Here is a 26,641-nt window from a genome sequence, read left to right as displayed (position 1 = left end):
TTATTTCCAATCAGGCATTTTTGCATCTTCCTCTATCAACTCTCTTCCGTTAACCTGACCTAATGTTAGTTTATAAATATTACTTTGCGACAATCCATCATTTGGTGTGTTTTCTATTATAATTTCTGCTTCTGTTGGAGAAAATTTAGCATCTAAATCATTAGTTCCTGGTGGTTTTTCAAAAGACACAGTACTATTTGTTGTCATCGTTGTTAAATCATAAATAAATACTTGAGAGTTTAATTGTCTATACTCTTGATTTTCGTTGCCGGTAACGTCTCTTGTATATAATAGTTTTGTACCGTCAAAAGATAAATCAATTCCTCCTGCTGCTCCTGTTATACCTTGTAAAATTATATCTTGAACTACTCCAAATGTATTTATTGTAAAAATCTCTACCTCATAACCATTACTATTGTTTGTTTTTAAGGCTATAGTGGATGTGTTTTGATTCCAATCTACTTCGGTTATAAAATTACCATTAGATGTTTGATATATTTGATTTAATCCAGATCCGTCTGAATCTATTACATACAATTTATCAAAACTTGGATATAAAATTTGAGAATCATTATTTGTCCACTCAAAGTCTATTTCTTCAAAATTAAATCCATTTACTGGTACAGCAGATGTTATTTGCTGAACATCTGAACCATCTAAATTCATAGTGAAAACATGTGTTTGTCCTCCATTACTTCTTAAAAAAGCAATTTTATTTAAAGATTGCGCTTTGCGAGGTCTCCACGAATTGTTATTTTGAGAAGTTAACTGAATATCATTACCGTCATCATCTGTAGAAAAGATAACATTATTTCCGTTTATTTTTCGAGTAAAGAAAATTCTATTTTCTGGAAACTCAATAGTTCTAAAGTTGAAAACATTGCTAGATACAGAATTATTAATACCATCATTAGCGGTTACTTGCCAAAAATATTTTGTGTTATACATTAAACCAGAAACTGTTAATGTAGTATCCGTAATTTCTGTAAAACTTATTACATCTGCATTTTGATCATTTAAAATCTCTACAGAGTAAGTTAACTCATCCTCTTCTGGATCTGATCCAGACCAAACTAAATCTACGCTTAGACCAACTTCAATACTATTATTTAAAGGCTCTAGCAATAATGGCGCATTAGGCGCATCGTTATTTGCTGTTTCAATTTCAAGTTCAAAAATAACATTAGCAGAAACGGACTCTTGAATTGTTGCACCTTCAAACTTTACAATATACCCTTCTTTTTCTGCTTTAACTGAATAATCTCCTACATCTATATTAGAAATTTGAAAGTTTCCTTCTGAATCTGAGAAAATTGTACTTGTATTTGGATTAGTTGAGATTTTAACATTTTCTAACGGTATGTTAGTACTTTTTTCTACTACTTTACCTGTTAAAGTACCTTGTCCTGTTATTGTAATAGTTTCTTCACTACAAGCACAAAAAAGAACTAAAGCGCTTATTGTAAAAAATATTTTGAATATGTGATTTTTCATGGTTTATTTAATTAATAGCTAATCGATTTAAACAAGTTTATTCTTCTTTTGTTGAATCCTTTTTTTGTTTAAGATTCTCTTTTCTAATCCTACGCTTTTCTTGTTTTAACTCTCTTTTCTGTTGTTTTTTCAGGTCTTTATTACTCTTTGGAGCCGAGAAATAATAATTAACGCCAATCCCAAATCTGTAATACATATCATCTCTTTTACCTGCCTCTACAAAGTCTAATTGATCTGTAAATGCAGTATTATGCTCTGCATAGCCAAATACACCTAAATTATTATTCACCATATATTCTAAACCTGCTCCAAATTGCATTTTTAAATCTATAGTATCAAAATAATTTGAGGCATTAGATCCTACTCCTGCAAAAACATAAGGTGTAAACTTATCGTATGGTAGCATGACATATTCTGCATTCAAATCAAAAGACATGTAACCTTCATTAAGCAGCTGTTTATTTTTTAAATTAAATTTGTTGTAGGTAAAATTTACATTTATAGCAGGATTTAAAAAGTATTTAAACCCAATCTTACTATTAAACTCAAATTCTGGATTTGGTAAATCACCACTAATCCTAGATAAACCTAAAGCACCTGTAACTGCTGTCTTACCTCTTCTTTTTATTAATAACCTATCGTAAATCTCTGTAGACATAGCATCAGATTTTTCTAAGAGATAATCTTCAACTAACTTCTTAGAAGCCTCTTGTGTTGCTTGTGGAGCCCATAATTGATCTTTAATTCCTTCAATAATTAAAGCCTCTACCGCTTTCTCGATCGCTTCGGTAACTGCCATTTGTCCTGGTTCATTTTTTGTAATTCCAGTTTCTGCCTCTAATAATCTTTTAAATTTTACATATCTAAATAAACTTGCATCTATAGCTTGAGACAATATAGTTTTTGAAACATAAACGGTTTTTAACACTTCTCCGTTAGATGTAGAAACTGCTCTAAGATATACTGTTATTCTATCTTGTCGATATTGTGTTGACCCTCCTAAACCAAAATATCTTGCTCCAAAACCACCAGTTATAATATTAGAGTCATAAGAAATTATACCTCCTTCTAACAACACACCTGCATATAATAATGGTGGTAATTGAGGTTCGTTTGGATTGGTAGTTTGCCTATATTGCTTTCTTGTTGATCTAATTATATTCCTCTCTGTAGAAAGATTTGTAAAGTTTTCTCTTTCTATTACAGTAAACCATTTAGAATCTTCTAACGCTTTTGTTAAAATTGTTGTAGCGCCTTGTGTTACAGCTGTACTAAAAGAACTACCGTTTTCTGTTGGTTTATATTGACCTGTTTGGTCTCTAAAATTGTAAACACCAACAACTATTGGTTCTTTTGGTGGCGGTAGGCTTATTAAGTTTTTATTAGCCTTAGTTTGCTCTCCTAATTTTGCTCGTTCTTGTTGATAAGGTTGGTTAAAATAAGTTCCACAAGACGTTAATATAATAGCACAAATAATTAGAACAACAATGTTTAAATTATTGATTTTAGTCATTTAAAATTATTAATTAATTGGGGATAATAAGCTGTGTTTGTTCTCCTGTTCCTGTATCTAATATATCTACCACTAAACCATTACCAGAAGGATATACTTCTACAGATAACGTACCGAAGGTATATGTACCTTCAGACAATCCATCTGCACCTATTTGATCTGCAAATAATGATCTAGAAAGTTGATTTAAAATTTGACTGTTTAAGTTTTCTGAAAAGTTTTCTAATTCTGAGCCATCATTATCATCTTCTGCATCAGGATCCTCTAACAAATTTTGAGACTCTGCAGAACTTAATAACCAATTATAATTAAATGTATCTCCTCCAAAAGCAGGATTTTTTGGTTTGTAAACCAAATCCTGACTAAAACTAGTCATACTAATTAGTAAACCTACAAGTGTTATTAAACTTTTCATGTTAATACTCTTTTATTCGTTTAGCATTTTCTTTTTCTCTTATAAGATACCTTTTTACGTATCTTAAACAAGATTCTGAATGCTTTCTTATTGATTCTGGATCTGGTTTAATCAAAAATTGATAAACTAAATTATCATCAATCTTTACTTCTATTATTGTTCTTCTTCCTAGACTAAATTTTTCTTCTACTACAATAACTTTTGCAGCATTAACTCCATCTTCTCTATATCTATTTGCAAAAGCTTCATAAAACTCTCTTCCAAATTTGGTTCTTGTTTCATCTGTTACTAAGCCTCTAATTTCTACTCCATCTTCACTTGCATTATCAACATCTATAGTTTGATTTTCTTCTTTAGGTTTAACTGTTTTTTTTAAATTATTAGAAGTTGATAGGTTAACTATTTTTTTACCAACTAGATTTTCTTCTTCGTAAATTAGTAAAAAAATAACAACTTCGTCATTTTCTGACAAATTAATTGATGTTTGAGACAGCTCCATTGTCTGGTTAGGCTCTAAAGCAAATAATCCTTCTTGTTTATTTTTTGAGGAGTTATTAGTCTTTTTATTTTTTTTTATAACACTAAAATCATATTTAAGTGTTTTGTAAACCTCTGTTTTATTAAAGGCTATACTTTTGATTTGATATATACCGTTTAAGCTAGACGTATCTATTTTTGCTTCTATATCTCTATTAGTTATTCTTTGCGCAACCAAATTTGATATTGAAAACAACAAAACAATAATTAGTAGTTTGTATTTATAAATAGAATCCATCTAGTTTTTAAGTTTATTTATAATTATTTATGGTTATTGTTCTGCTTTGTCCAGTCATATTGATTTGTAATTTTTCTGAAATAGAGTTTGAACCATAATTTTCTATTTTTAAATTATCACCTATTTGATTAAAAGATGAATTTATAACTTTTTGATTACCAAAATTATAATCTATTACCGTATTATTATCTCCTACTTGTAACACCTGATAATCTATAAGCTTAGTTGCTTTTAATTTTACATCTATTAAATTATCATCTCCTACCTGATTTAAGTCTACATTATATTTTGGTGCAGAGACTACTGCTTCTACTGTATTATAATCTCCTATTTGTGTAACATAAACACTCTTACTATTTAATTGTAATTGCGATGTGTTTGGTTGACTATTATTTACAGCATTACTAACTATAGCTAATTCTTGATTTTGATCTATAACATTACCATCTTCATCAGTTTCTGTTGATGACAAAATAGCATTTTGAGAAAAAGAAAAAACGCTAAACAATGAAAATAATATTAATATTAGTTGCTTTTTCATAATTATTTAAATTTAAAAAATAAGGCAGGATTGTTACCTCCTGCCTCACTTTATCTTAATAATTTGTAATTAAATTTATTTAAAATTTAATTAGTCTTTTTGTACAGTAATACTTGAATTATTCAAACCAATTTGGTCAACTAAAGAAGTATGGAAGCTTCCTGTTTGGAAAACTCTACCTTCATTATCATTCCCAACTTGAATAATATCAGAGTAGTTATCATCTCCATTTTGTACTGATCTTGCGAAGTTGCTAGTACCGTCTTGGTAAACATCAGAACCATTACGATCTCCATCTTGTTCTTGACGAGACTTATTCATTAAACCATCTTGGTAAGCATAAGCATCGTTATCATCTCCCATTTGAGTTTGCCAAGCTTTATTTTTCTCATCATAGTTAATACCTTGATCTACAACAGCATAGTTTCTATCACCATCTTGCATTTGATCAGAGAAGTTTCTTCCACCTGAACCTATATCATTTTGGTATGATAATGCAAAGTTATCATCACCTATTTGAGTTTGAAAAGCTTTGTTTCTAGAGTCTCCTTGAACAATGCTTGCACTGTTGTAGTTACCGTTTTGGTCTTGATCTGCAACGTTTAAGTTACCTACTTGAGTTACATAAGCTCCTGCTAATGCACCAACAGCGTTGAAACCACCACCATTATGACCAACTTGTTTTTGATCAGAATCGTTACCATTTCCTACTTGATATGCGTCTGCAAAGTTACCAGGTGTAGTTTGGTTTGGGTTACTGTTTTGATCTTGACTTGCGCTGTTGTTATTACCTGATTGGTAAACATAAGCTTCATTAAAATCGTAACGTTGTTTTTGGTAAGAATCGTTGTTGTTACCTAATTGCTCTGTCATCGCAGTATTTTCTTGAGCATAACCAACACCTGTATCTATTTCTGCAGTGTTGTCATTACCAACTTGTCTTACATCAGCGATGTTTTGATCTCCATCTTGCTTAACTTTAGACCAGTTGTCGTTACCTCTTTGTTCTACATCGGCATCGTTCATCCAACCACTTAATGCGTTTACTGAACCTTTTTGATCAACTGTAGATTCGTTATCCATACCCTTTTGGAATACGTCAGAGTCGTTACTTGTACCATTTTGATACACTTTACTGTCATTGCTTTGTGCGAACATCATAGACGCACACATTAGTGCTGCTGCACTGAAAATTAATTTTTTCATTGTGAATAAATTTATTGATTAATAGCTGATACAAATATATAGAAATATTGAGATGCTATTTTTGAATAACCATAATTAATTATTGTTTTTAACCAATTATTCGTTATCACAAATAAATTTATCGCTGAAATGCAAAAATCACTTCAGATAATTCCTACAAATAAAAACTTTAAAAAATTGAAGAAAAATTATATCTACGTAGACCTACGTAGATATAATTTAAAGATTTTTATATAAAATTGATAATTTGATAACTTTTAAGTAAAATCCTTTATTTAGTAAATAGCAATTCGCGGTATTTTGTGAGTGGCCAAATCTCGTCATCAACTAATAATTCTAACTTATCACAATGGTATCTAATTTCATTAAAAAGAGGTTTTACATCATTGCAATAGGCGATAGCTTTTTTATACACATCTTCTATATTGTTTGATGTTTTTCTAGCTGTAATCATTTTTGTTACTCCAGAGTTTATCGCTTCTATATGATTTGATATTGATTCTATTAACATCAATTGCTCTTTTGCTAGTTTTTTAAAATCTTTATCATAAATAGCTTTTAAGCCTTGTACGTTTTTAATAAGTCTGTTTTGATACTTAACTGCTGTTGGTACTACATGGTTTCTTGCTATGTCACCTAAGACTCTTCCTTCTATTTGAATGCGCATAACATATTCTTCCATTTCTATTTCATAACGCGCTTCCGATTCTACTTTATTCATTACTCCTAACTCTTCAAAAAGTGTTAACGCTTTTTTAGATACTTTTGCTTTTAAAGCTTCTGGTGTTGTCTTATTATTACTTAAACCTCGTTTTTTAGCTTCTTTTTCCCAAGCTTCTCCATAACCATTTCCTTCAAAAAGGATATTTTTAGACTTTTTAATATACTCTCTTAACACATTAAAGATAGCATCGTCTTTTTTCATTTTCTTATTGTCGATTAATTTATCAACCTCAACTTTAAAATCTATTAACTGTTTTGCGACAATAGTATTTAAAACCGTCATTGGATTAGCACAGTTTGCTGTAGATCCTACTGCTCTAAACTCAAATTTATTTCCTGTAAAAGCAAATGGAGATGTTCTATTTCTATCTGTATTATCTAAAAGTACATCAGGAATTTTACCAACTACATTTAATTTTAGATCTGTTTTTTCTTCAGGTGAAAGTTTTCCATCGGTAACATTTTCAAGCTCTTTTAGTGTCTTAGTAAGTTGCTCTCCTATAAACACCGAAATTATTGCTGGTGGCGCTTCATTTGCTCCTAACCTATGATCATTACTTGCTGAAGCGATTGAAGCACGAAGCAACTCTTCATTATCACCAACCGCTTTAATTGTATTTATAAAAAAGGTTAAAAACTGAAGGTTACTCATTGGTGTTTTTCCTGGGCTTAAAAGATTAACTCCTGTATCTGTACTTAAACTCCAATTATTATGCTTTCCAGACCCATTTACACCTGCAAAAGGTTTTTCATGAAATAACACCTTAAAGTTATGTCTGCCTGCAATTTTTTCCATCACATCCATTAATAATGAATTATGATCTACCGCAAGATTAGCTTCTTCAAAAATTGGCGCTAATTCAAATTGATTTGGAGCAACTTCATTATGTCTTGTTTTTACAGGAATACCTAATAACATACATTCGGTTTCTAAATCTCTCATAAAAGACATAGCTCGATTAGGAATTGTTCCAAAATAATGATCATCTAACTGCTGACCTTTTGCTGCTGCATGACCTAACAATGTTCTACCTGTTAAAACTATATCAGGTCTTGACATGGCTAAACTTCTATCAATTAAAAAGTATTCTTGCTCCCAACCTAAAGACGCATTTACCTTTTTTACATTTTTATCAAAATATTTACAAACTGCTACAGCCGCACTATCTACAGCTTGCAACGCTCTTAATAATGGCGTTTTATAATCTAAAGCTTCTCCTGTATATGATACAAATACAGTCGGAATACATAAAGTTGTACCATAAATAAAAGCTGGAGATGTAGGATCCCAAGCGGTATAACCTCTTGCTTCAAAGGTGTTTCTAATACCTCCATTAGGAAAACTAGACGCATCTGGTTCTTGTTGTACTAATTGACTACCCTCAAATTTTTCTATTGACATGCCACCGCCAACAGTTTCAAAAAAAGCATCGTGTTTTTCTGCTGTTGCTCCTGTTAAAGGTTGAAACCAATGCGTGTAATGTGTTGCTCCTTTTGAGATTGCCCATTCTTTCATTCCTGTTGAGATATGATCTGCAACTACTCTATCTATTTTTTTTCCTAATTGAATAGCATCTATAACACTATTAAAAGCATCTTTTGTTAAATATTGACGCATTGTTGCTTCATTAAAAACATGAGAAGCAAATAATTCTGAACGTCGTTGTTTTTCTTCTATAAATACAGGCTTATGTTGTAGCGACTGTTTAACTGCATGAAATCTTAATGTAGACATAAATTTTCTTTTGTTTTTTGCGAAATTACAATTTTTTGCGTCATAAAATTATTACACCCTAAAAAAAATAGGGTTATCAACAGTCTTTTGATAAATTTATCATTATCACCCTTATTTTTTTATAGGTGAAATTATAATTATTATATCTTTGCGTCAACATAACTAATAAAAATTTTTATACCATGAGTAAATCTAAATTAGAGTACATCTGGTTGGATGGTTATCACCCAACACAAAACATGAGGAGTAAAACTAAGGTTGAAGACAACTTTAGCGGTAAATTAGAAGACTGCCCTATTTGGTCTTTTGATGGTAGCTCTACAAAGCAAGCCACAGGAGACTCTTCTGACTGCTTACTTAAACCAGTTGCTATTTATCCTGACCCTGCAAGAAAAGATGGCTATTTAGTAATGACTGAAGTTTTAAATCCAGATGGTACACCACACGTTTCTAATGGAAGAGCTACAATTGATGATGATGACAACGACTTCTGGTTTGGATTTGAGCAAGAATACTTTATCATGGATAAAAAGACACAACTACCTTTAGGTTTCCCTGTTGGTGGTTATCCTGCTCCTCAAGGTTTATACTACTGTTCTGTTGGAGGAAGAAACACTCATGGTAGAGCTTTAGTAGAAGAACATGCAGATTTATGTATTGAAGCTGGATTAAACTTTGAAGGTATTAATCAAGAAGTTGCTGCTGGACAATGGGAATTTCAATTATTTGCTAAAGGTGCTAAGAAAGCTGGTGATGAAATTTGGGTTGCTAGATACTTATTAGATAGATTAACAGAAAAATATGGCTACTATATTGAATACCATCCAAAACCATTAGGAAAGGATATGGATTGGAATGGATCTGGTATGCACGCCAACTTCTCTAACACGGTATTAAGAACTTGTGGTAGTAAAGAAATTTATGAAAAAATTTGTGAAGCATTTAGACCTGTAGTAAAAGAACATATTGCTGTTTATGGTGAATTTAACGATCAACGTTTAACAGGAGAACATGAAACAGCTAGTATAGATGACTTTAGTTATGGTATATCTGATAGAGGTGCATCTATAAGAATACCTATTATTACTGTAGAAAAAGGTTGGAAAGGTTGGTTAGAAGACCGTCGTCCAGCATCTAACGGTGATCCTTATAAAATTGCAGGAAGAATTGTAAAAACAGTAAAATCTGCTAATATTAGTTAATAACATTTTTGTTAAATCCATTAAAAAACGCTTTCATTAAATTGAAAGCGTTTTTTTATTTCTGTTTTAACCTTTAAAAACTAAAAAGATAAAGGTGGCGTAAACTACTACTAATGCAAACCCTTTAAATTTATCTATAGTATTCTTTTTAGGAATTAACCCTAACGGAAGTATAACCGCTGCAAACAAAAGCATCCAAAAAATATCTCGACTCAAAATTAAAGGCTCTTCTATAGGAATAGTTTTTATTATTGATGTTAAACCCAATACAGAACCTATATTAAAAATATTTGAACCTATTAAATTACCTAAAGAAATCGCTTTTTCTTGTTTAGCTGCAGCAATAACAGAAGCAGCTAATTCTGGCACACTTGTACCAATTGCAATCATAGTTACTCCTATAACAGCTTCACTTACACCTAATTTTTGAGCTATTTCTGTTGCTCCTTTTACTAGCCATTCACTTCCAAAATAAAGCGCTAAAGCACCAATAAGCAACCATATAATGATTTTAACATTAGAAACTACAGATAGCGCATCATCTACTTCTTCAACTTCTTCAGTAGATTTTTGACCTTTAATTAAGTAAACAATAAACAACAGTAAACCTACAAACAATACTGCTCCTTCTATTGGAGTTAATTGACTGTCATTCCATAAAAAATAATACAATGCGAAAGAAAACACCATCATGACAGGCCAAGTTAGCCTGTAAAATGATTTATCTATTGCAATAGCTCCTACAATTGCTGTAACACCTAAAACTAATCCAATATTAGCTATATTTGATCCTACTACATTATTAATTGCAATTGCTGGCGAACCTTTTAAGGCAGCTTGTAAACTTACCAACAATTCTGGTGCAGACGTTGCAAAAGATACAACCGTCATACCAATTACTATTTTTGAAATATTAAGTTTGAAGGATAATGCTACCGAAGACCTTACTAAATACTCGCCTCCTACAACCAAAAGCACAAATCCTAAGATTAAAAAAACAATACTCATAAATTATATTTTATGCGAAGATACATTTTGAATTTTAAAAATTTATAGTCGTAAGTTTTCTTTTTAAACACAATTAATTTTAAAGTTTAACCAAAAAGCCCAAAATTTCGAGAGTGAAATTTTGGGCTTTTTGATTTTAATAATCAACTATTAATTGACTAGTATCTTTTTAACCAAACTTTGATTATTTTCAGTTTCAATTTTGACTAAATATAAACCGCTAGCTACTTTTAAATCTAAGTAGTTATTATTAGCAACTTGTTGTTTTAGCACTAATCGTCCTTCTGAAGAAAACACAGAGATATTGTAATTTTGTTCTTTTCCTGAAACATAAAGCTTGTCTGTTATTGGATTTGGAAATAACTTAATAGAAGAAGTTTCAAAAGTATCTGTACTTAAGTTTTGATTCCACGTATCACCAACATGTGTTCCCCAAATGTATTCTACTAAATCTGGTTGATCTATAAATGGGTTACGGTTAAATTGCCAGTTATAGACTACATTATTTCGATTCATTTCAAAATCGTCTGGTGGATCATTTCTATGCCAATCTAAAATAGTTGCTAAATCTCCCATTTGTCCAGTAGTTGAAGGATAACCATTAACTACACTTAGTCCATTATATCTTATTTGCATATATAAAACACTACGAGCAACATCGCCTTTAAAACTTCCTAAATTGCCACTTGGTCCTGTATATTGTCCGTAATGCTGATTTCCTCTTGAGCTATTTTCTTGCCCATCTACAGCTCTTAATGCATGCGCATCACTATTACCATGACGTAATGAATCTGCTTCTGTAGTCCAATAAATATCAATTCCATCACCTGTATCATCAGCTTCAATACTGTTATAACCTGCTAAAGACCTAGGAAATGTATGCTCTCTGTTCCATTTACCAATATTACTTGCATTGGTTTGGAAATCTAATTTAGCACGACCTTGCTCTGTATAAACCATCCAAATTTGATTAGAGTTTTCTGGATTTTGATCGGCTTCTTTTAAAATATCAATAACATCTGTATAAGTTTGCGCTCTTACAACGGTAGGATCCGCAATAATATCTTGCAAAGCTTGCTCTAAAGCAGCTCCAGATAAGCCATCTAAACTATCATAATAACCAGTAGGCTGAGTGCTTGAAACTACTCCGAAAGTTGGGTTTACTGGCGTACCAAACGGAGCGATAACAAAATCGTTATCTACAACTCTTATCTTAATATTATTGTTAAAAGGTATTAATGGTGTTGGTAAGTTATCAAACCTAATTAAAGGCTCTTCATCTCCTTCATTTAGAGCATCATCAATTAAGGTAATTGTTGTGCTAACTTGATTTTGCCCACTTAATATGGTTAAAGATGTATTTCCTGTATAATCTGAAGTATCAAAACCTTGATTACTCATTACAAAGCTAAACGAGTAATCAGAATCTACATTGCTTTGCGCTGTAAAAGTAATATCGAAAGATGCACCTTCATCAACTTGTGTTTGACTTACAGCAATTTCTAAAGCATTTAAAATTACTCCAGAACCATCATTTAATTGTCTTGGTGTTGGTGTTGTAGACGTGTAAGACCCATCGTTGTTACGCTGTATTGAGTTAGTGTTATTTCCTGGTCCTTCATTAATTTGTTCTGTAACACCTAATAAAGACATTAAAACAGTATCATCAGCGTCACTAGTATCATAAACTAAAGCATCTACTAGATTGGTTGTTGTTGCTAAAGTCCCTTCAGGAAAATCATAATCATTACCTTGATAAATTGCTATAGCATCGGCTCCATTCTGAATCAAATTTTCACCAATAAAAACTTGTGGATAAGGCGTTACCGTATCGCTTCCTATTAAAAGTAATCCATTAACATCTGTAACAGCTCCATCTAAGTCTAATGCAAAATAACTACTATCTCCACCAGAACTAGAGCCATTAAAAAACACTAAAACATATCCATCTAAAGCAAAATTTGGTGTTGCAGACTTTAGCTCTACAAACTCACCATAATCAATTCCTGGTGTATCACAATCTAATTCGTTTATAACAACTGCTTGACTGTAACTAATAGACACAATAAACAGTGATAAAATAGTAATTATCTTTTTCATTTTTGGGAGAATTATTTTTACAAATATACCACTATAAACGAGTTACAATTTTATATGAACGTTAATTAACCTTTTTATGAGTAGAAAAATAATGAAAATCTCTAAAATCGGTGTTTTTTAAATAAAAATTGCCTTGTAAAAAATTTTCACCCTAAAAAAAACCCTACAATTATTACATTTTTAAACAATAAATATATTTTATTATTTCAATTAAAAACTTTGTTGAAGGCATATTTTTAAAAGTTGAAACTTTTTTAATTTTTTTACTTCATATTTAATAGTCAAATTCATAGATTTTATTGCTTTTGCTTGTAGGTTAATATTGAAAAAATATATATTAAAAAAACAATCATTTAAATGGTTGTTTTTATTAACCCTTAAACCTTAAAAACTATGCTAACAATTGCCAAATTAATAATTGATATTATTACATCAATTATTTACTAAAAACCAAAAAAGTAAAACTTAGTCTAGAATAAGTTTTACATTTTTTTTTAAAATTCGCTATTTGGCAAGCATTAATTAAACCAGTAGTTTTGTAAAAAGGTTTACCATGAAAAAGATTTTTTTTAAACTTTTAGCCAAACTAAACAAGTTAATCTTACCCAGTTATACAAAACAAGGTTTAGACCTTAGTAAAGCTAGTAAATTACAATTAGCCATTTTTGGATGGAAACTTTATGTAACTAAAAATGCTTTAGATTAAATTTTTATAACATAAATTTTGATGTTTATATAAAAAAGGAATATATTTGCACCCACAAAAAAAAGGCCTCGTGGCGCAACTGAATAGCGCATCTGATTACGGCTCAGAAGGTTACAGGTTTGAATCCTGTCGAGGTCACTTTAAAGAGCTTAAACTCTTATCAAAACCACGTAATTCTTATGAATTACGTGGTTTTCTGGTTTTTAGAGCAACATTTAAAATGATATGATTTGCTTTAATATGTCAGTTATCCGTCAGTTAATTTTCAAAGTGTCAGTTCAACTGACGCTTTCACAAAAAGCGCTGAATGTATTGCTATAGTTGATTTGACTTTCGTCAAGACGATTTGTTTAATCTAAAGACGACAACTATGCGGTCAACACACACATTTTCAATTCTCTTTTGGGCAGACCAAAAGAACGCTATCAATGGCGAAGTATTAATCTACGCTAGAATAACTGTAGATAAAAAAAGAGCAAATATTAGTTTAAAAAGACGGGTACCTCAAAATCTTTGGGATCCAAAAAAGAAAAAACTCAAAGGTAATTCGCACCAAGCTCAAAACGCTAATCAGTATTTAGATCAGATTTACACACAACTCTTCCAGATTTACCAGGACCTTAAATTTAAAGGAGAGCTCATTACGGCTCAACTTATTAAAGCACAATACACAGGCGAAGCTGACAACAAAGGAAAATCACTTAAAAATATTTTTGAGTATCACAGTAAAAAAATTGCAAACACACTTGCTTCTGGCTCCATAAGAAATTTTGGCATTACAGAAAACTACGTATTTAAGTTTCTGGAGCAAAAAAGAAACACAACAGACATTTACCTCAACCAACTCAATTTTGAATTCTTAAGTCATTTTGAATTGTTTCTGTCTGAAGTTTGGCCAACTGGCCACCCAAAAGCATTAAGCAACAATACAAGAATGAAGCACATACAAAGACTCAGAAAAGTTGTTACCCTGGCTTATCACTTAGAGTGGATAGATAAAGATCCTTTTGTTAGATGGAAAATGACTTACGATAAAACAAACAGAGAATTTCTATCAGAGCAAGAATTAGAAAAACTCGAAAACAAGGTTTTCATTTCTGAACGATTAGATCGTGTTCGCGACCTATTCGTTTTTAGCTGCTACACTGGTATTAGCTATGTAGATATAATGAACTTAACACCCAATCATTTAGTCTTAGGAATAGACGGAGGTAATTGGATAATGACCAAAAGACAGAAAACCAACACAACAGTTAAAGTACCTCTATTAGGGCAAGCTTTAGATGTCGTAAATAAATACAAAGATCATCCGGTAACAGCAGTTAATAATTCATTGCTTCCAGTACTCACAAACGAAAAACTCAATATGTTTCTTAAAGAAGTAGCCAATTTTGTAGGTATTAATAAGAATCTAACCTTTCATATGGCACGACATACATTTGCAACGACTGTAACGCTTTCTAACGGCGTTCCTATTGAAACGGTTTCCAAACTTTTAGGTCATTCAAAAATTGCAACAACTCAAATTTATGCTCGTGTACTTGAAAATAAAGTAAGTGCAGATATGAACGCCTTAAAAAACGTTTTACTCAACAAATCAAAAGACAGCACAGTTGTAAAAAACGCAAAAGCAAGCAGTTAAGTTTTTATAAGAACCTACTTCCCTCACTCCTATTTTGAAATTTTAAACGTGTTGTATAGCTTAATGGATAAATTTTAAATCCAACCTATGCAACACATTTCCCAAATCATTAAACGTTACAAAAAAGAAATCATTAAGATAGAAGAATCTAATCTAAGAAATCTATCTGTTCTTAACGACGGTCTTAACCTTTCAGTACAGACATTAAATAAATTAAGAAAACAATTAAGGACCAAGAACAACATCTTCACTCAAGAAGAAGAAATATCTTTTTTCAAATATGATAAACCGTTTATCAATGGACGAATAAAATTCTTTTCAAAAGTTAGACGATTTATTGCTGAAAAACCTAACGCGAGTATTACTAAACAAATCAAATATGTTCATTCCGCAATAGACAAACTAGAAAAACATAAAATGCGAAATCTTGAATTCTTCCAATATACCAGGCAATGTAATAACACACTAGACCATATATATTTTGTTCGCGGTAAAGACAACATAGACTTTCCTGTAGATACTTCTCATTATTTTACAGATCCAGAATTTTCTACCAGTCACGACAATCTTGCTGCGCAAGTAATTGGTTATGATCTACTCTCAAACTATTACGATCTTGAATTAGAATACCTCAACAAAAAGAAAGACAACATAATTATTGAAGAAGTCAGTCCAGCCATTTTAAATGGCTTGTCCTGGACAGCTTCTAAAACTGATTTAGTAGAAATTATTTATGCACTACATAGTGCAGGAGCCATCAGAAACGGACAAGCTGAATTAAGCAAAATGGCTGAAGTCTGCGCGACACTATTTGATTTAAACCTAAACAATTTCTATAAAACATATGCCGAAATTAAGAATCGCGAGAAAGACACCACAAAATTTTTAGACCATTTAAAACGCAGTCTAGAAAAACGCATAGACCTTGACAATGCTAAGTGAACTCAAAATAAATGCTCATTTTTTACAACGTGATAAATGTTAAATTATCTCGGTAGTACCGAACACATACCGAATAAAAAATTATAAATCTTACCAGCTTTGTAAAACGAAAGTCAAATTAACGTAAGTACTATCATTAAGAGCTAAGCTCGATATGATAGTACTTTAAGTTATCCCGTACTTGATACGGGACCTTATTATTAACCTTTAATTGTTTTACAAATGCCAACATCAATTCTTACCACAGACGATCTTTACGATTTTAAACTAGAACTTCTTGGAGAACTCAAAAAACTTCTACAAGAAAAAGCTCCAAAAACTATCAAAAAATACCTCAAGTCTGCAGAGGTGATGGAAATGCTCCAAATCAGTCCAGGGACATTACAGAACTTAAGAATCAACGGTACATTGCCCTACACAAAAATTGGTGGTATCATTCTATACGAGTATGAAGAAATACTTCGTATTCTTCAAGAAAACAAAGTTGCTTCTTAAAATGAAACAATGGCAGACGTTAATTACATCAAACACCTCAACGCGGTATTTGCTTTGTTCCAAAAAGATTCCAGACTCAACCCTACACACATTAGTCTATATTTAGCATTCTTTCAAATATGGAACCATAATCGCTTTCGCGAAAGCTTCCACGTAAACCGTGAGGATGTAATGCAATTGTCTAAAATAGGTTCAAAATCAACCTATCATAGATGCACCAAACAATTGCACCACTACAAATATCTCATTTATTTGCCATCACATAATCCGTTTAAAGGTTCTGTTATCAAGATGCTCAACTTTAGTTCCCGCGAAAGCGGGAATCTCATAAATGAAGACGCTCATTCTCATCAAAATTCAACTGTACCATATTCAGGACAACAAATGGAACAAGTTGCGAGACAAGCTCTAGACTTAGGTGTGCCAAATCAAGGACAAGCACTGGTACCTTCTAATAAACAGTATAAACAAATAGAAAACAGTTATAAACTGGAGCTTCCAAAAAATGAATTAGAAGTTTTAGATTTTTTCAAAAAAGAAAACTGGCCTCAATTAGAAGCACAAAAATTCTACAACCACTATCAAGCTAATGGCTGGAAAATAGGTGGTAAAATAAAAATGGAAAATTGGCACGCTTCCGCTAAAAATTGGATGCTGAAACATATGGAAATATCAGTTCGAGCAGGTCATATCGAGCGCAGTCGAGATGCGAAAACAAATAATAAACAGCAGTCCCAAATCAAAGACAACCTACACACAGTTAGAAACAAAGATTATAATCAACCGCTATGAAGCAATCAGAAACAGTATTTAATCCAAAGGCACCACACATACTTATTGAAGGCGCCACACAGTTTGAATTAGGTAGTTTTAATGGCAAAGCCATCAATTACGATTTCCCTAAGATACTTAACTACCTAGATGCAAAAGGAAAATTATGCTTTGGCAAGAATTTCAAAATCTACAAAGAGGACCACGAGTTATTACTTAAGCTGGCAAGCTACTTCATTCAAGATCACGAGTATTGCAAGAAACTAAATATTGACACTAAAAAAGGCATACTCTTATCTGGTCCAGTAGGCTGTGGCAAAACGACGTTAATGCGTCTATTACCTCATCTTGTCCCTCATAAAAAAACTTACAATTTTATTCCGTGTCGCAATATCGTTTTTGGTTTTAATGGTATAGGATTCAAAATGATTGAAGATTATAGCGATAATAAAGCATACTGTTTTGATGATTTAGGCGTTGAGCACATTGGCAGACATTACGGTAAAGATTGCAATGTTATGGGAGAAATTCTCATATCACGTTATGAAGTATTTCGTCAAAAACAAGTTTTGACGCATATCACAACAAATCTTAATGCTGTAGAAATTGAAGAACGTTATGGAGAACGTGTTCGCTCCCGTATGCGGTCTATGTTCAACCTACTTAGTTTTGATAGCAACACTAAAGACAAAAGAGGTTAAAAACCTAATGACCTTCTATTATTTGGTTTATGTAGTGTTACTCAACACCTATAAAAATTGGTAACATCAATAAAATTATATCAAACTATCCAATCTGATTTCTCGCCAACACCAGTAATTATTAATGTTTGAATTGCTCGTGAGAAAACTACGTAGTAAAGTGATTTCTCTTTCTTAAGATATTCTTTTTTCTGAATATCAGAATAAATATCAAAACCAGGATGCCTAAATGGCACATAATCCTTACTAAAGCCTCTTACAAATAAATGCTTGAATTCGTGACCTTTTAAATTATGAAAAGTTGACACCACAATTGAATCATTTGATCGTATTGTAGCTTTAATATCAGAAAACTTTTGTTGGATCTCGTTAAGCAATTTCTTGCTTTCATCTACTAAGCGATTTGTTCTACTTGCGATACAGATATCACTCGGGTTTACACTATCATCAAGGAGTAATGTCTCTATCTGCTCTGAAATATACTGATCCTCCGCTTCAGGACTAGCAAAAACTTTATAGGTAGGGTCTGAACCGTGCATTAAACTCACGTAACCAGTATTTGTTTCTTTTTCTCCATCAAAATCATCGTACTGCGTATTTAACAATATACTTACAGCTCTCTTTTTTATTTCTTCTGTAGTTCTATAGTTAACTTTTAATTTTCTAGATCTACGACCACGAATGTGAATACCTGATTTAGAAAAATTAATTCTTCTTCCATAAATATTTTGAAAAGGATCTCCTACCAAGAACAAATCATTCTCTTTTTCATTTACTAAAACTCTTAATAATGATAATTCTAAATTTGAAAAGTCTTGAATTTCATCGCAAATAATATGAGAAAAAGGCTTCTCGCTAATGCTACTAAAATATGCAATTAATAAATTACACAACTCAAATTTAGTATAGTTTGATTCCTTAGCCTTTATAAACTCTTCGCAAAGCTCCCAAATTTGAGTTTTATCTTGGCGACCTATTCTAACAGAGCGACCAACTCGAGAAGTTTTATAATATTCATTAACCGATTTTACTGAATTTGCTAAAATCACATCGTTGTATTCATCCTGAAGAAAGTTTTCATCAAAAGTAGATGGATTAAATTCAATAATCTCTTTCCACAGTTCTAGCTCTTGGCTACTATTAATCATTCCCGACGACTCATCAATTACTTTAAATTCACGTGCCAATTCAAAGATTAGTTTGTCGATATTTAAAATTACTATTTCACTATCAGGTATACTAAATTTTTCAGTTACTGTACTTAAATACTGCGTCAAGCTTTTAGTAAATGTTGTAAAAAGAATTGGCTTATCAAATGATTCTAATTTTTGCGATAAATACTTAGCTCTATGTAAAGCACAGACTGTTTTACCTGTACCAGCGCTTCCAGTGACTTTAAGAGGACCTTTAAACTCTCCATAAGCTATAGAACGCTGTGATGGATGCAGAAATAATTTCCATTTTTCGAAATCTCCAGATAATATATTTTCAAGCTCTTCATCATCTGTAAGCACGTATACATTCTTCTGAGCATTAGGACTCAAGGTATTGTCATCTGATACTTTACCAGCCTCTATTTCTTCAAGAATATCTTTTAATGAAATTCCTTCAGACAAGTAGTATAAATACTCATAAACATCTGATGGAAGATTGGAAGCATAACTTTCTAAATGTTCAACGCGCTCGATGCTTTTAACCAATCCAATAAGATCTTTAGGTACACCAATACTAGTCAGTTGATCGTCTGAATATGATGTATAAAGTGAGGCTGCATCTTTTACGGTGACGTTAGTTGACACAGGTTTAGTTTGGTTTTTAGGGCGGTCATACATTTGAAATGATTGCGTACTCGCATTCCATTCAAAAACTTTATTCTCAGCCCAATCCATTGCTTCATCGTGATTGTCAACCCATAGTAAATGAAATCCATTACCTTCCTCTGGAGCTTGTATAATAGCACGGTATTTTTGATCTATTCTTACCGTCCGAAGAGACTGATCTTTAAATGTATTTATCTTTTCATAATTGATGGCACTAGATTTAGGGTCTTCTTTAAACTTTTTCATAAACTCCCTAGTCTTCTTCTGTATCTTTCTAGGTAGTACAGAGAAAGCATCAAAAAAAGAGTCGTGTATGAACAATTTTATGGCGTTATTCATCTTATTTTTCTAATTTAAAATTGTCAGGAGTAAAAACCTGATATCCATTTGTAATAAATATTTTTTCTGATTCTGAATCAAAAGGACTAACAACTATTTTTTTATCGTGAGAGCCTAATTCGGCAGATGCTAAAATCACATCATTATCCATTAAATCAAAATCTGTATCTGTATTAAAATCAAAACCATTCTTAGCGAATAACTTAACAATATCGTGCAATTCTTCCGAGAAATTTAGTAATGTCTTTTCGCTTACAGCTCCTTGCACTATAGAAACCTCTTTTTTAATCTCTTTATCAAAAGAGTATACCTCTATATTATGAAATTGTGTTAGATTGTAAAACCTCCAGAATAAAGCCCAATTTTCTTTATCCCAAAACGGTACAGCTTTATAATAACCATAGCCTTTAAGTTTAAAATCTTCTGGACGAATAAACAAACCAAAACTAGCTTCGTCTTTTAATTGTAAATCATCTGCGTGAATATAATTAGTTAGCTTTAAGTTGCCCTTTTCAATATCTTTGATACTTCTCGTCTCAATTATTTGCTCAACACTTTCAGGACTGTAAGAAACCCCCATCATCTTACTTTGAAAGCTAAATACGGCAAGACTTGACCAATTTTTATTATCGACTACGGTAATAGGATTTATAAGAAGTTGAAAAAATCGCGTCGCATTATTATTATAATAAACGTCTCTAAAATCATATTCTTTAAAAGAACTATGTTTCAGAAAAAATTTACCAACTATAAATTTCTCGTCTTGTTTAAGCCCTATAGCATCTTTATCATTAAATATAGACTCTGCAAAATCACTCCAAGTAAATACCCATTGATTATATCTGCCAGAATTGATAATACTATTTCTTATTTCTAAATCTTTAGGAAAGCGATCGCTATGATTTTCACTAGCGTGATACTCATAACCGTCAAGATATATTACAATATCCTTTATGGTTTCTAATTCGTCTAGCGTAAATTTTTTACCATTTTTAGTAAGTCCAACACATTTTAAAACAAAATCAGGACGTGTTTTCTTCTCGATACCAAAAAGCCACCTATTGAGATTTTGAGGATATACTTTGTAAACAATTTCATTACCATAATAAGCGAGCTTAAGTTTGTAAATTTTAAGTCCCATCTCATTGTCAGACTCAAAAGTTGAACCTGAAAACTTATTTGCAAATTCTTCGAGAAGTCCTTTAAACTTCCATTCTAAGTCTGACTCTTCATTATTTCCAAACGTACTTACATTTTGAAGGCTTTCTATACTATTCCACTCATCAGTCTTTTCTAGTATATTAGAAAATAACTCCTCTGCTTCAGTACGGCTTAAGATGGTTCTCTCATATTGGTTACCGTAAGTATAAATACATCTATAACATCCATCCTTTCCTTCTTGCTTACACGAACAGTAAGCAATACGTTCATAAGCCTTTTCTAAAATTTTAGTAAAAACTGTAGTATCAAATAGCTTTGATAAATATCCTGTTCCTCCAGGAATAGTTTCATAGAAAACCAGATATCGATCTTTTCTATTTGTCGTTTTATTAAAAATTTCATTCTCTCTAATTAGGATATGATCCGGACGACCTTTAAAATATTCTTTCAAACCTAACTGAAGACCTGCCTTAAATAATGCTATACGCTCTTCAGATCTAAAATCTTCAACAGGAAGCAGTATTGATAAGGCTTCAGTATTAAATTTACGATACAAATAAATTTCATTAAAAACATCATCAGATTGATCGTCGTACAACACTTCTCGGTTAGAACAATAAGGGAAGTGGTAGGCTCTATCTCTATTGTTTAATTCTCTTGCTGACAGTGAACGTTCTGTAGATTTTCCACACGTTTTACAAACTACAAATCCTACTTGTGGGTGTTTTTCTCCATTGATTTCAATTTCCCTTGTACCAAAAAAACCTTCTTCTCTAATACCGGTATTTATCTCTAAGTAGTCTACGTCTTGAAAAAACTCGATTCCAAAAGGCACTCTCTTTAAGACGTGTGCACCTTGAGAAGATGATTGATTAATCTTGATATGTACCGATTTTTGATAAAAATGTCGCTCTCTATCATCTGAAGAATCTGTGATTTTTGAACGTTCTTTATCATTTACAGATAAAACACCTTGAAGTTTTACAAGAAATTTTCTGTTATTTAAGCTAGACCAAGAGCCGTGACCACAAACTGGGCATTGAGATTGTTCATTTTCCTCTACATCAATTTCTTTCTTTACGTGATTACAGTTACTACAAAAACGATGCTCTTCATAATCTTCTTGAGACTTGATCTCTAAACCTTCAGACTTCAGTTTATGACCCTGAGAATAGAATATGTTCGCAGGAGCCAATTCTGTTAATGCAGATGAACTAGGTCTAACTATTTCACTAAAATCTTCATATTTATATTCTGTTTTCCCATCTACTTCCTTCTTTCTTTTAATTTGTGCATTTAAGGTAACTCCAGTTTCTGGAAAAGCGTAATTAGGTAAAACACCTACGTTAGTCAAATACTCAATTACATTACGTCTATTAATATTGTAAATAGCACTAGACAAAGCTCTTTTCTCATTTTTAAGGATTACCGTTTCATTACCTGTCTCCGGTAGTGCTTTAAGTCTCTTGTTTACAAGTTTTATCTTCCCTTGATAATACTCTATCTCATCCAGTAAATTCTTATGTAAACAAGTTAATCTATTAATAAAACGTCCAGAACTTAAATCTTCAAAAATAGATGCAAGGCTTTTAGAATTATCACCTAACTGTTCCTTGTATTGCTCAACAAATAAATCATAAAGTAAGGTTTTATTATTCTCTATATGTGTAGCTATTTTTTGAAATAAGAAATTAGGATCACCTGGTTTTAGAGATTTCAATCTCAATACTCTCACCATTGGAGGTATATTATTTTCCTCAGGATCCATTGAAGCCCAATGATCAAAGCAAAAAGCCATAAAGTGTCGCTTTAAAATATCCTTTGCTTCTAAATAACACGATGGTGTTTTTATTTGCCCACTCATCATATATTGAGGGTCTTGAAAGTAATATAAATCGTGAGCATCACGTCCGGCAAGATTCAAAATCATTGACGTACCACTAGATCTTCCTGCACGTCCTATACGCTGCAGATAATTAGCTGTTTCAGGCGGTAAGGAAGAATTGAAGGTCACATTAAGATCACCAATATCTATACCCATCTCTAATGTAGAGGTTGCTACTAATACGTTTGTACTATCTTGTTTAGGTTGTCTTTTAAAATCATACTCTAATTTTTCACGTTCATTTCTATCAATAAGCCCAGTATGATCTTTTGCAAAAATTCGTAACGAGCGTCCACGATTATAAACCATACGGTAATAATCTAACTGGGTGTTTTCTGCAGCTTCATACTGTCCTTTACAACGGTATTGTAAACATTTCATCCCACTTACTAATGATGCTTGTGCTTCACCAGTATTTATTTGATTACCGCAATGAGAACATTCATAATGAACAACATTTGGACTCAAATAAATGCTATTTTCAGACAACCCATAGTTTGTAACACCAGCTGCAACGCGTTTATCTAATATTTTATTAGCATCTAGGTAGTCTAACAACTGGGCATAAAAATCATTTATTAAAACGGTCTCTTCTTGAATAATCTCTTGAAAGCACTTTTTAAAATACGCACTAAACCAGTTGTCCTTAGTAGTTGTTTGAACAACATCAAAAGCTCTTGTATTTGCACCACTTGCAAGCGCTAAAAATTTAGGCAGTCTTGATGATGGCCCAAAGTTTTTCATTAAGAAGTATTGTTTGTTTACATTACCTCTGTGTCCTATTAAATATGAGTTAGTACGTTCTGTCCTATACTTTTTTAGATATTTATGATCTACACCTCCTTTTGTTCGTAATCGGTGTAAAAAGCCATTTAAGAATTTTAAAAAGGGCTCTTTATCTATGGCTGTTCCTAATTTATTTTCGTCTAACCAATATTTCATTTGGTCATAGACCTCACTCATTATTGCTGTATCAAAATAGGTTGCAGATGCTCCCGTTTTTTCAAGCGTACGACCTATCATCGCGCTATATGAAAATTCAGACCAAATTTCCCAAGACATTCTATTAGAAAACTCTTTATCAAAAACACTACTTAATTTTCCGTCCTTATTTCTGTAATCGCTTATTTCTAATCTCGCCTCACAATCTGGCGGAAAAAATTTGTAATAATAAGCGTCTAAATTTCCTGTTTCTTCATCGTCTGAGTGTTCTTTCCAGTGTTCTATAAATCGTTCATACACTTGTGGTAGTGTAATAGGCTCTTTTACATCTTTCAAAACTGCTTGTATTGCGTGGCGCATACCAAAACGAAAGTTTCTATTTTCTATAAAACCGGCTTGATGTGCTGCGTCTTGAACTCCATTTGTAAAAGCAAGTAACTTACGTTGCCCATCTTTAGTAGGATCTGTTGCTGTAGCAAGTACCTGCGCTGTTGCTATGGACTCTAAGGTAGGGACACCTGTTCCTATAAGTGCTAGTGTATTACGAGAATTGCAATGTGGACAGATTTTATCTATTCTATTACCATCAACTATACGTGTTCCTAGTATTTTAAAATAATCGTTACTCTCGTAATTATCATAAATACTTAAGGAATGTGGATGCAAATAACCGTCTATCGCATCTCCAGAGTGCGTGTAGTCAGAAGCATAAACTTCTTGATACTTCCGGTCTTCAAGGCTACTAATAAAATATAAATTCTTGTTTTGACTATGCGCCATTAATTGCTGGCGTGTTCTAGATAAATCGTCCTCAAAATGCGCATTTTGTTCTTTCTTGACACCTATCCATCCGCTACCTCCACATTCTCTACAAAAGTATGGTGGCAACGATTTTACGGGATCATTAGGATTCATATCGCTTTCCCATTCAAAAGCAGCGGTAGGTTGCAGTTTACGCACTATTTTTGAAAGACTGCGTAACCAATAGGTGATTTGCAGGTATAAAAAAGGAAACTGTTTAGAGCCAGATTGTTCTTTGGCATACGTTATGAGCGCTAGTAGGGAGCCAAATAGTAAGTGAATCTCTTTATCATCTAATTCAAGGCCTATTTTTTCTCTCCATCGCTTTAACTTTGGTTTAATTTCAACTACATCAGATTTTGTGATCTTCAATAAGTCAAAAAACCATTTGTTTTTTTTGAGTGCATCTCCTAAATCTTTGGGTGATAAACCTGCATAACCCCAAAAAACCAGTTGCCGCTCTAAATAGCTGTCATAGGTGTCGTTCTCCTCAAAAGCGCATTTTTGAATCTGAGTTATATCAATAACAGGTTCTTCTATAGTATCATCAAAAAACTCATCTGGTTCTAAACGCTGTTCTTCTATAACCGCATCGGTTGTAACTTTTACTCCAAATACTTTAGAAAAGAAATCTACAAGCTCCAGCTTTCCATGATCTCCACCACCCATTGTTGCAGATGTTCCTACAGGTACGATTTGATCTTTAGACAGTTTTAGTTTTAACTTTAAGCGACGTATTAAGTTTGCTACGTCAGATCCTTTTGCTCCATCATAAGTGTGTAGCTCATCCAGTACTATAAACTTTAAAAGGTCTGTATTTTTAAAGTTGTGGCTCCATAAATTATGAAATCTTGCTTGTAGTAATGCAAAATCAAGCATCTTAAAATTGGTAAGCAATATATCTGGCGGTGCATCTACAAGTGTTTTACGATCTTCTATAATACGATCCTCGCTCATACGTGTTGCACGTATCCCATCCTTATCTTTTCCTTCTCCTATAAAAAGTCCAGCACGTATTTTCCCCTTTAATTCACCGTCATTAAAATCATTAATTTCTTCTGCTATCCTGCGTGCTTGGTCTGTTGCTAGTGCGTTCATAGGATACAGAATAATGGCTTTTATCCCTGGTTTATCTCTATGTTGATAGCAATAATCTAGTAACGGAAATAAAAAACTCTCTGTTTTACCAGATCCTGTTCCTGTGGTAAGTATTACAGGTTCTGGCTTATGACCGTTACGTGTAGATAGTTTGAGAAAGGATAAAAATTGATGATGGTACGGATCAAAAGGTGGTTTTACGTATAACGCTTTCGCGAAAGCGTCTCTATCTCCATCTGTAGCAATCTTATCAAAAGGCAGTCTTAACTGCATATACGGTCCTTTAAACATTCCCTTTTGTTCACTTAAAAGGAAATCTTCAAATGATTGATCCAGTAACGGATCTTCAAAGTTGAAGGTAGATCTTAGATAATCTACCACCGCTTGCTTTATTTCATTTGCTTGTAATAATGGTAGCATCTATATGTTCTTGTTTATTGTTATTATTCTCATTTATTCACCAACTGAATTTACCAACCTGTTATTTTTTTCACCTTGTCAACTTTTGTAAATACTGTAACGACAACGTGTTTATTCACCAACCAGATTTACCAACATCCTTTTTAAGAGTCAATCACCAACTTTCTCATTATTTACCAACCTGATTTACCAACCTTTTAAACAGT

At 32.3% G+C, this 26,641-nt stretch carries 18 protein-coding genes and 1 tRNA gene; 8 read left to right on the top strand and 11 right to left on the bottom strand.

From position 1 onward, the window contains the following. From INR78_RS09070 to INR78_RS09040, 7 genes are all read right to left on the bottom strand, one after another. Window positions 1-1,494, bottom strand: coding sequence for a carboxypeptidase regulatory-like domain-containing protein (locus INR78_RS09070; protein WP_223076255.1), 1,494 nt, complete (start codon window positions 1,492-1,494; stop codon window positions 1-3). Window positions 1,495-1,531: 37 nt separating this feature from the next. Next, window positions 1,532-3,007 carry a CsgG/HfaB family protein gene (locus tag INR78_RS09065; protein ID WP_223076254.1) on the bottom strand — a complete coding sequence of 492 codons (1,476 nt, stop codon included), beginning with the start codon at window positions 3,005-3,007 and terminating at the stop codon, window positions 1,532-1,534. Window positions 3,008-3,020: 13 nt separating this feature from the next. Further along, window positions 3,021-3,422 carry a curli production assembly/transport component CsgF gene (locus INR78_RS09060; RefSeq protein WP_223076253.1) on the bottom strand — a complete coding sequence of 134 codons (402 nt, stop codon included), beginning with the start codon at window positions 3,420-3,422 and terminating at the stop codon, window positions 3,021-3,023. Window position 3,423: 1 nt separating this feature from the next. Further along, complete coding sequence (locus INR78_RS09055) at window positions 3,424-4,197, bottom strand: curli production assembly/transport protein CsgE (RefSeq protein WP_223076252.1); 774 nt, start codon at window positions 4,195-4,197, stop codon at window positions 3,424-3,426. 13 nt (window positions 4,198-4,210) lie between these two features. After that, window positions 4,211-4,738 (bottom strand): hypothetical protein, encoded by a 528-nt coding sequence (locus tag INR78_RS09050; RefSeq protein WP_223076251.1) that lies wholly within the window; start codon window positions 4,736-4,738, stop codon window positions 4,211-4,213. 90 nt (window positions 4,739-4,828) lie between these two features. After that, window positions 4,829-5,944: a hypothetical protein gene (locus tag INR78_RS09045; protein ID WP_223076250.1), complete on the bottom strand. Its 1,116-nt coding sequence runs from the start codon at window positions 5,942-5,944 to the stop codon at window positions 4,829-4,831. A gap of 271 nt (window positions 5,945-6,215) precedes the next feature. Next, window positions 6,216-8,402 (bottom strand): glutamine synthetase III, encoded by a 2,187-nt coding sequence (locus tag INR78_RS09040; RefSeq protein ID WP_223076249.1) that lies wholly within the window; start codon window positions 8,400-8,402, stop codon window positions 6,216-6,218. A 182-nt stretch (window positions 8,403-8,584) separates the two neighbouring features. Between INR78_RS09040 and INR78_RS09035 the strand changes: the two genes are divergently transcribed. Continuing rightward, the gene (locus tag INR78_RS09035) at window positions 8,585-9,604 is read left to right on the top strand and encodes a glutamine synthetase beta-grasp domain-containing protein (protein ID WP_223076248.1); all 1,020 of its coding nucleotides are present in this window, start codon (window positions 8,585-8,587) and stop codon (window positions 9,602-9,604) included. A 66-nt stretch (window positions 9,605-9,670) separates the two neighbouring features. Here the strand turns inward: INR78_RS09035 and INR78_RS09030 are convergent, their stop codons facing one another. Both INR78_RS09030 and INR78_RS09025 read right to left on the bottom strand, forming a co-directional pair. Beyond that, window positions 9,671-10,612 carry a calcium/sodium antiporter gene (locus INR78_RS09030; RefSeq protein ID WP_106679182.1) on the bottom strand — a complete coding sequence of 314 codons (942 nt, stop codon included), beginning with the start codon at window positions 10,610-10,612 and terminating at the stop codon, window positions 9,671-9,673. Window positions 10,613-10,762: 150 nt separating this feature from the next. Beyond that, window positions 10,763-12,712 (bottom strand): endonuclease, encoded by a 1,950-nt coding sequence (locus tag INR78_RS09025; RefSeq protein WP_223076247.1) that lies wholly within the window; start codon window positions 12,710-12,712, stop codon window positions 10,763-10,765. Window positions 12,713-13,265: 553 nt separating this feature from the next. Between INR78_RS09025 and INR78_RS09020 the strand changes: the two genes are divergently transcribed. From INR78_RS09020 to INR78_RS08990, 7 genes are all read left to right on the top strand, one after another. Then, the gene (locus tag INR78_RS09020) at window positions 13,266-13,418 is read left to right on the top strand and encodes a hypothetical protein (protein WP_027880722.1); all 153 of its coding nucleotides are present in this window, start codon (window positions 13,266-13,268) and stop codon (window positions 13,416-13,418) included. A gap of 64 nt (window positions 13,419-13,482) precedes the next feature. Further along, window positions 13,483-13,556: transfer RNA gene (locus tag INR78_RS09015), tRNA-Arg, on the top strand. Window positions 13,557-13,788: 232 nt separating this feature from the next. Beyond that, a complete protein-coding gene (locus INR78_RS09010; RefSeq protein WP_223076246.1) occupies window positions 13,789-15,060 on the top strand; it encodes a site-specific integrase in 1,272 nt (423 codons plus the stop codon). 87 nt (window positions 15,061-15,147) lie between these two features. Next, complete coding sequence (locus tag INR78_RS09005; RefSeq protein WP_255593043.1) at window positions 15,148-16,002, top strand: RteC domain-containing protein; 855 nt, start codon at window positions 15,148-15,150, stop codon at window positions 16,000-16,002. 222 nt (window positions 16,003-16,224) lie between these two features. Beyond that, window positions 16,225-16,497 (top strand): helix-turn-helix domain-containing protein, encoded by a 273-nt coding sequence (locus INR78_RS09000; protein WP_223076245.1) that lies wholly within the window; start codon window positions 16,225-16,227, stop codon window positions 16,495-16,497. 9 nt (window positions 16,498-16,506) lie between these two features. Beyond that, complete coding sequence (locus tag INR78_RS08995) at window positions 16,507-17,289, top strand: hypothetical protein (protein ID WP_223076244.1); 783 nt, start codon at window positions 16,507-16,509, stop codon at window positions 17,287-17,289. Then, entirely contained in the window at window positions 17,286-17,969 is a 684-nt protein-coding gene (locus INR78_RS08990) for an ATPase (protein WP_223076243.1), read from the top strand. The genes INR78_RS08995 and INR78_RS08990 overlap by 4 nt, the downstream gene beginning before the upstream one ends. Before the next feature lie 80 nt (window positions 17,970-18,049). Here the strand turns inward: INR78_RS08990 and INR78_RS08985 are convergent, their stop codons facing one another. Both INR78_RS08985 and INR78_RS08980 read right to left on the bottom strand, forming a co-directional pair. Then, window positions 18,050-20,035 carry a UvrD-helicase domain-containing protein gene (locus tag INR78_RS08985; protein ID WP_223076242.1) on the bottom strand — a complete coding sequence of 662 codons (1,986 nt, stop codon included), beginning with the start codon at window positions 20,033-20,035 and terminating at the stop codon, window positions 18,050-18,052. Between the two features lie 94 nt (window positions 20,036-20,129). Further along, window positions 20,130-26,435, bottom strand: a complete 6,306-nt coding sequence (locus INR78_RS08980; RefSeq protein ID WP_223076241.1) for a DEAD/DEAH box helicase — start codon at window positions 26,433-26,435, stop codon at window positions 20,130-20,132. Window positions 26,436-26,641 lie beyond the last annotated feature (206 nt).

It is taken from the genome of Mesoflavibacter sp. SCSIO 43206, from assembly GCF_019904215.1.
Lineage (GTDB): Bacteria > Bacteroidota > Bacteroidia > Flavobacteriales > Flavobacteriaceae > Mesoflavibacter > Mesoflavibacter zeaxanthinifaciens.
Note: the sequence above shows the minus strand (reverse complement) of the source record. Positions and strands in the feature narration are given on the sequence as shown.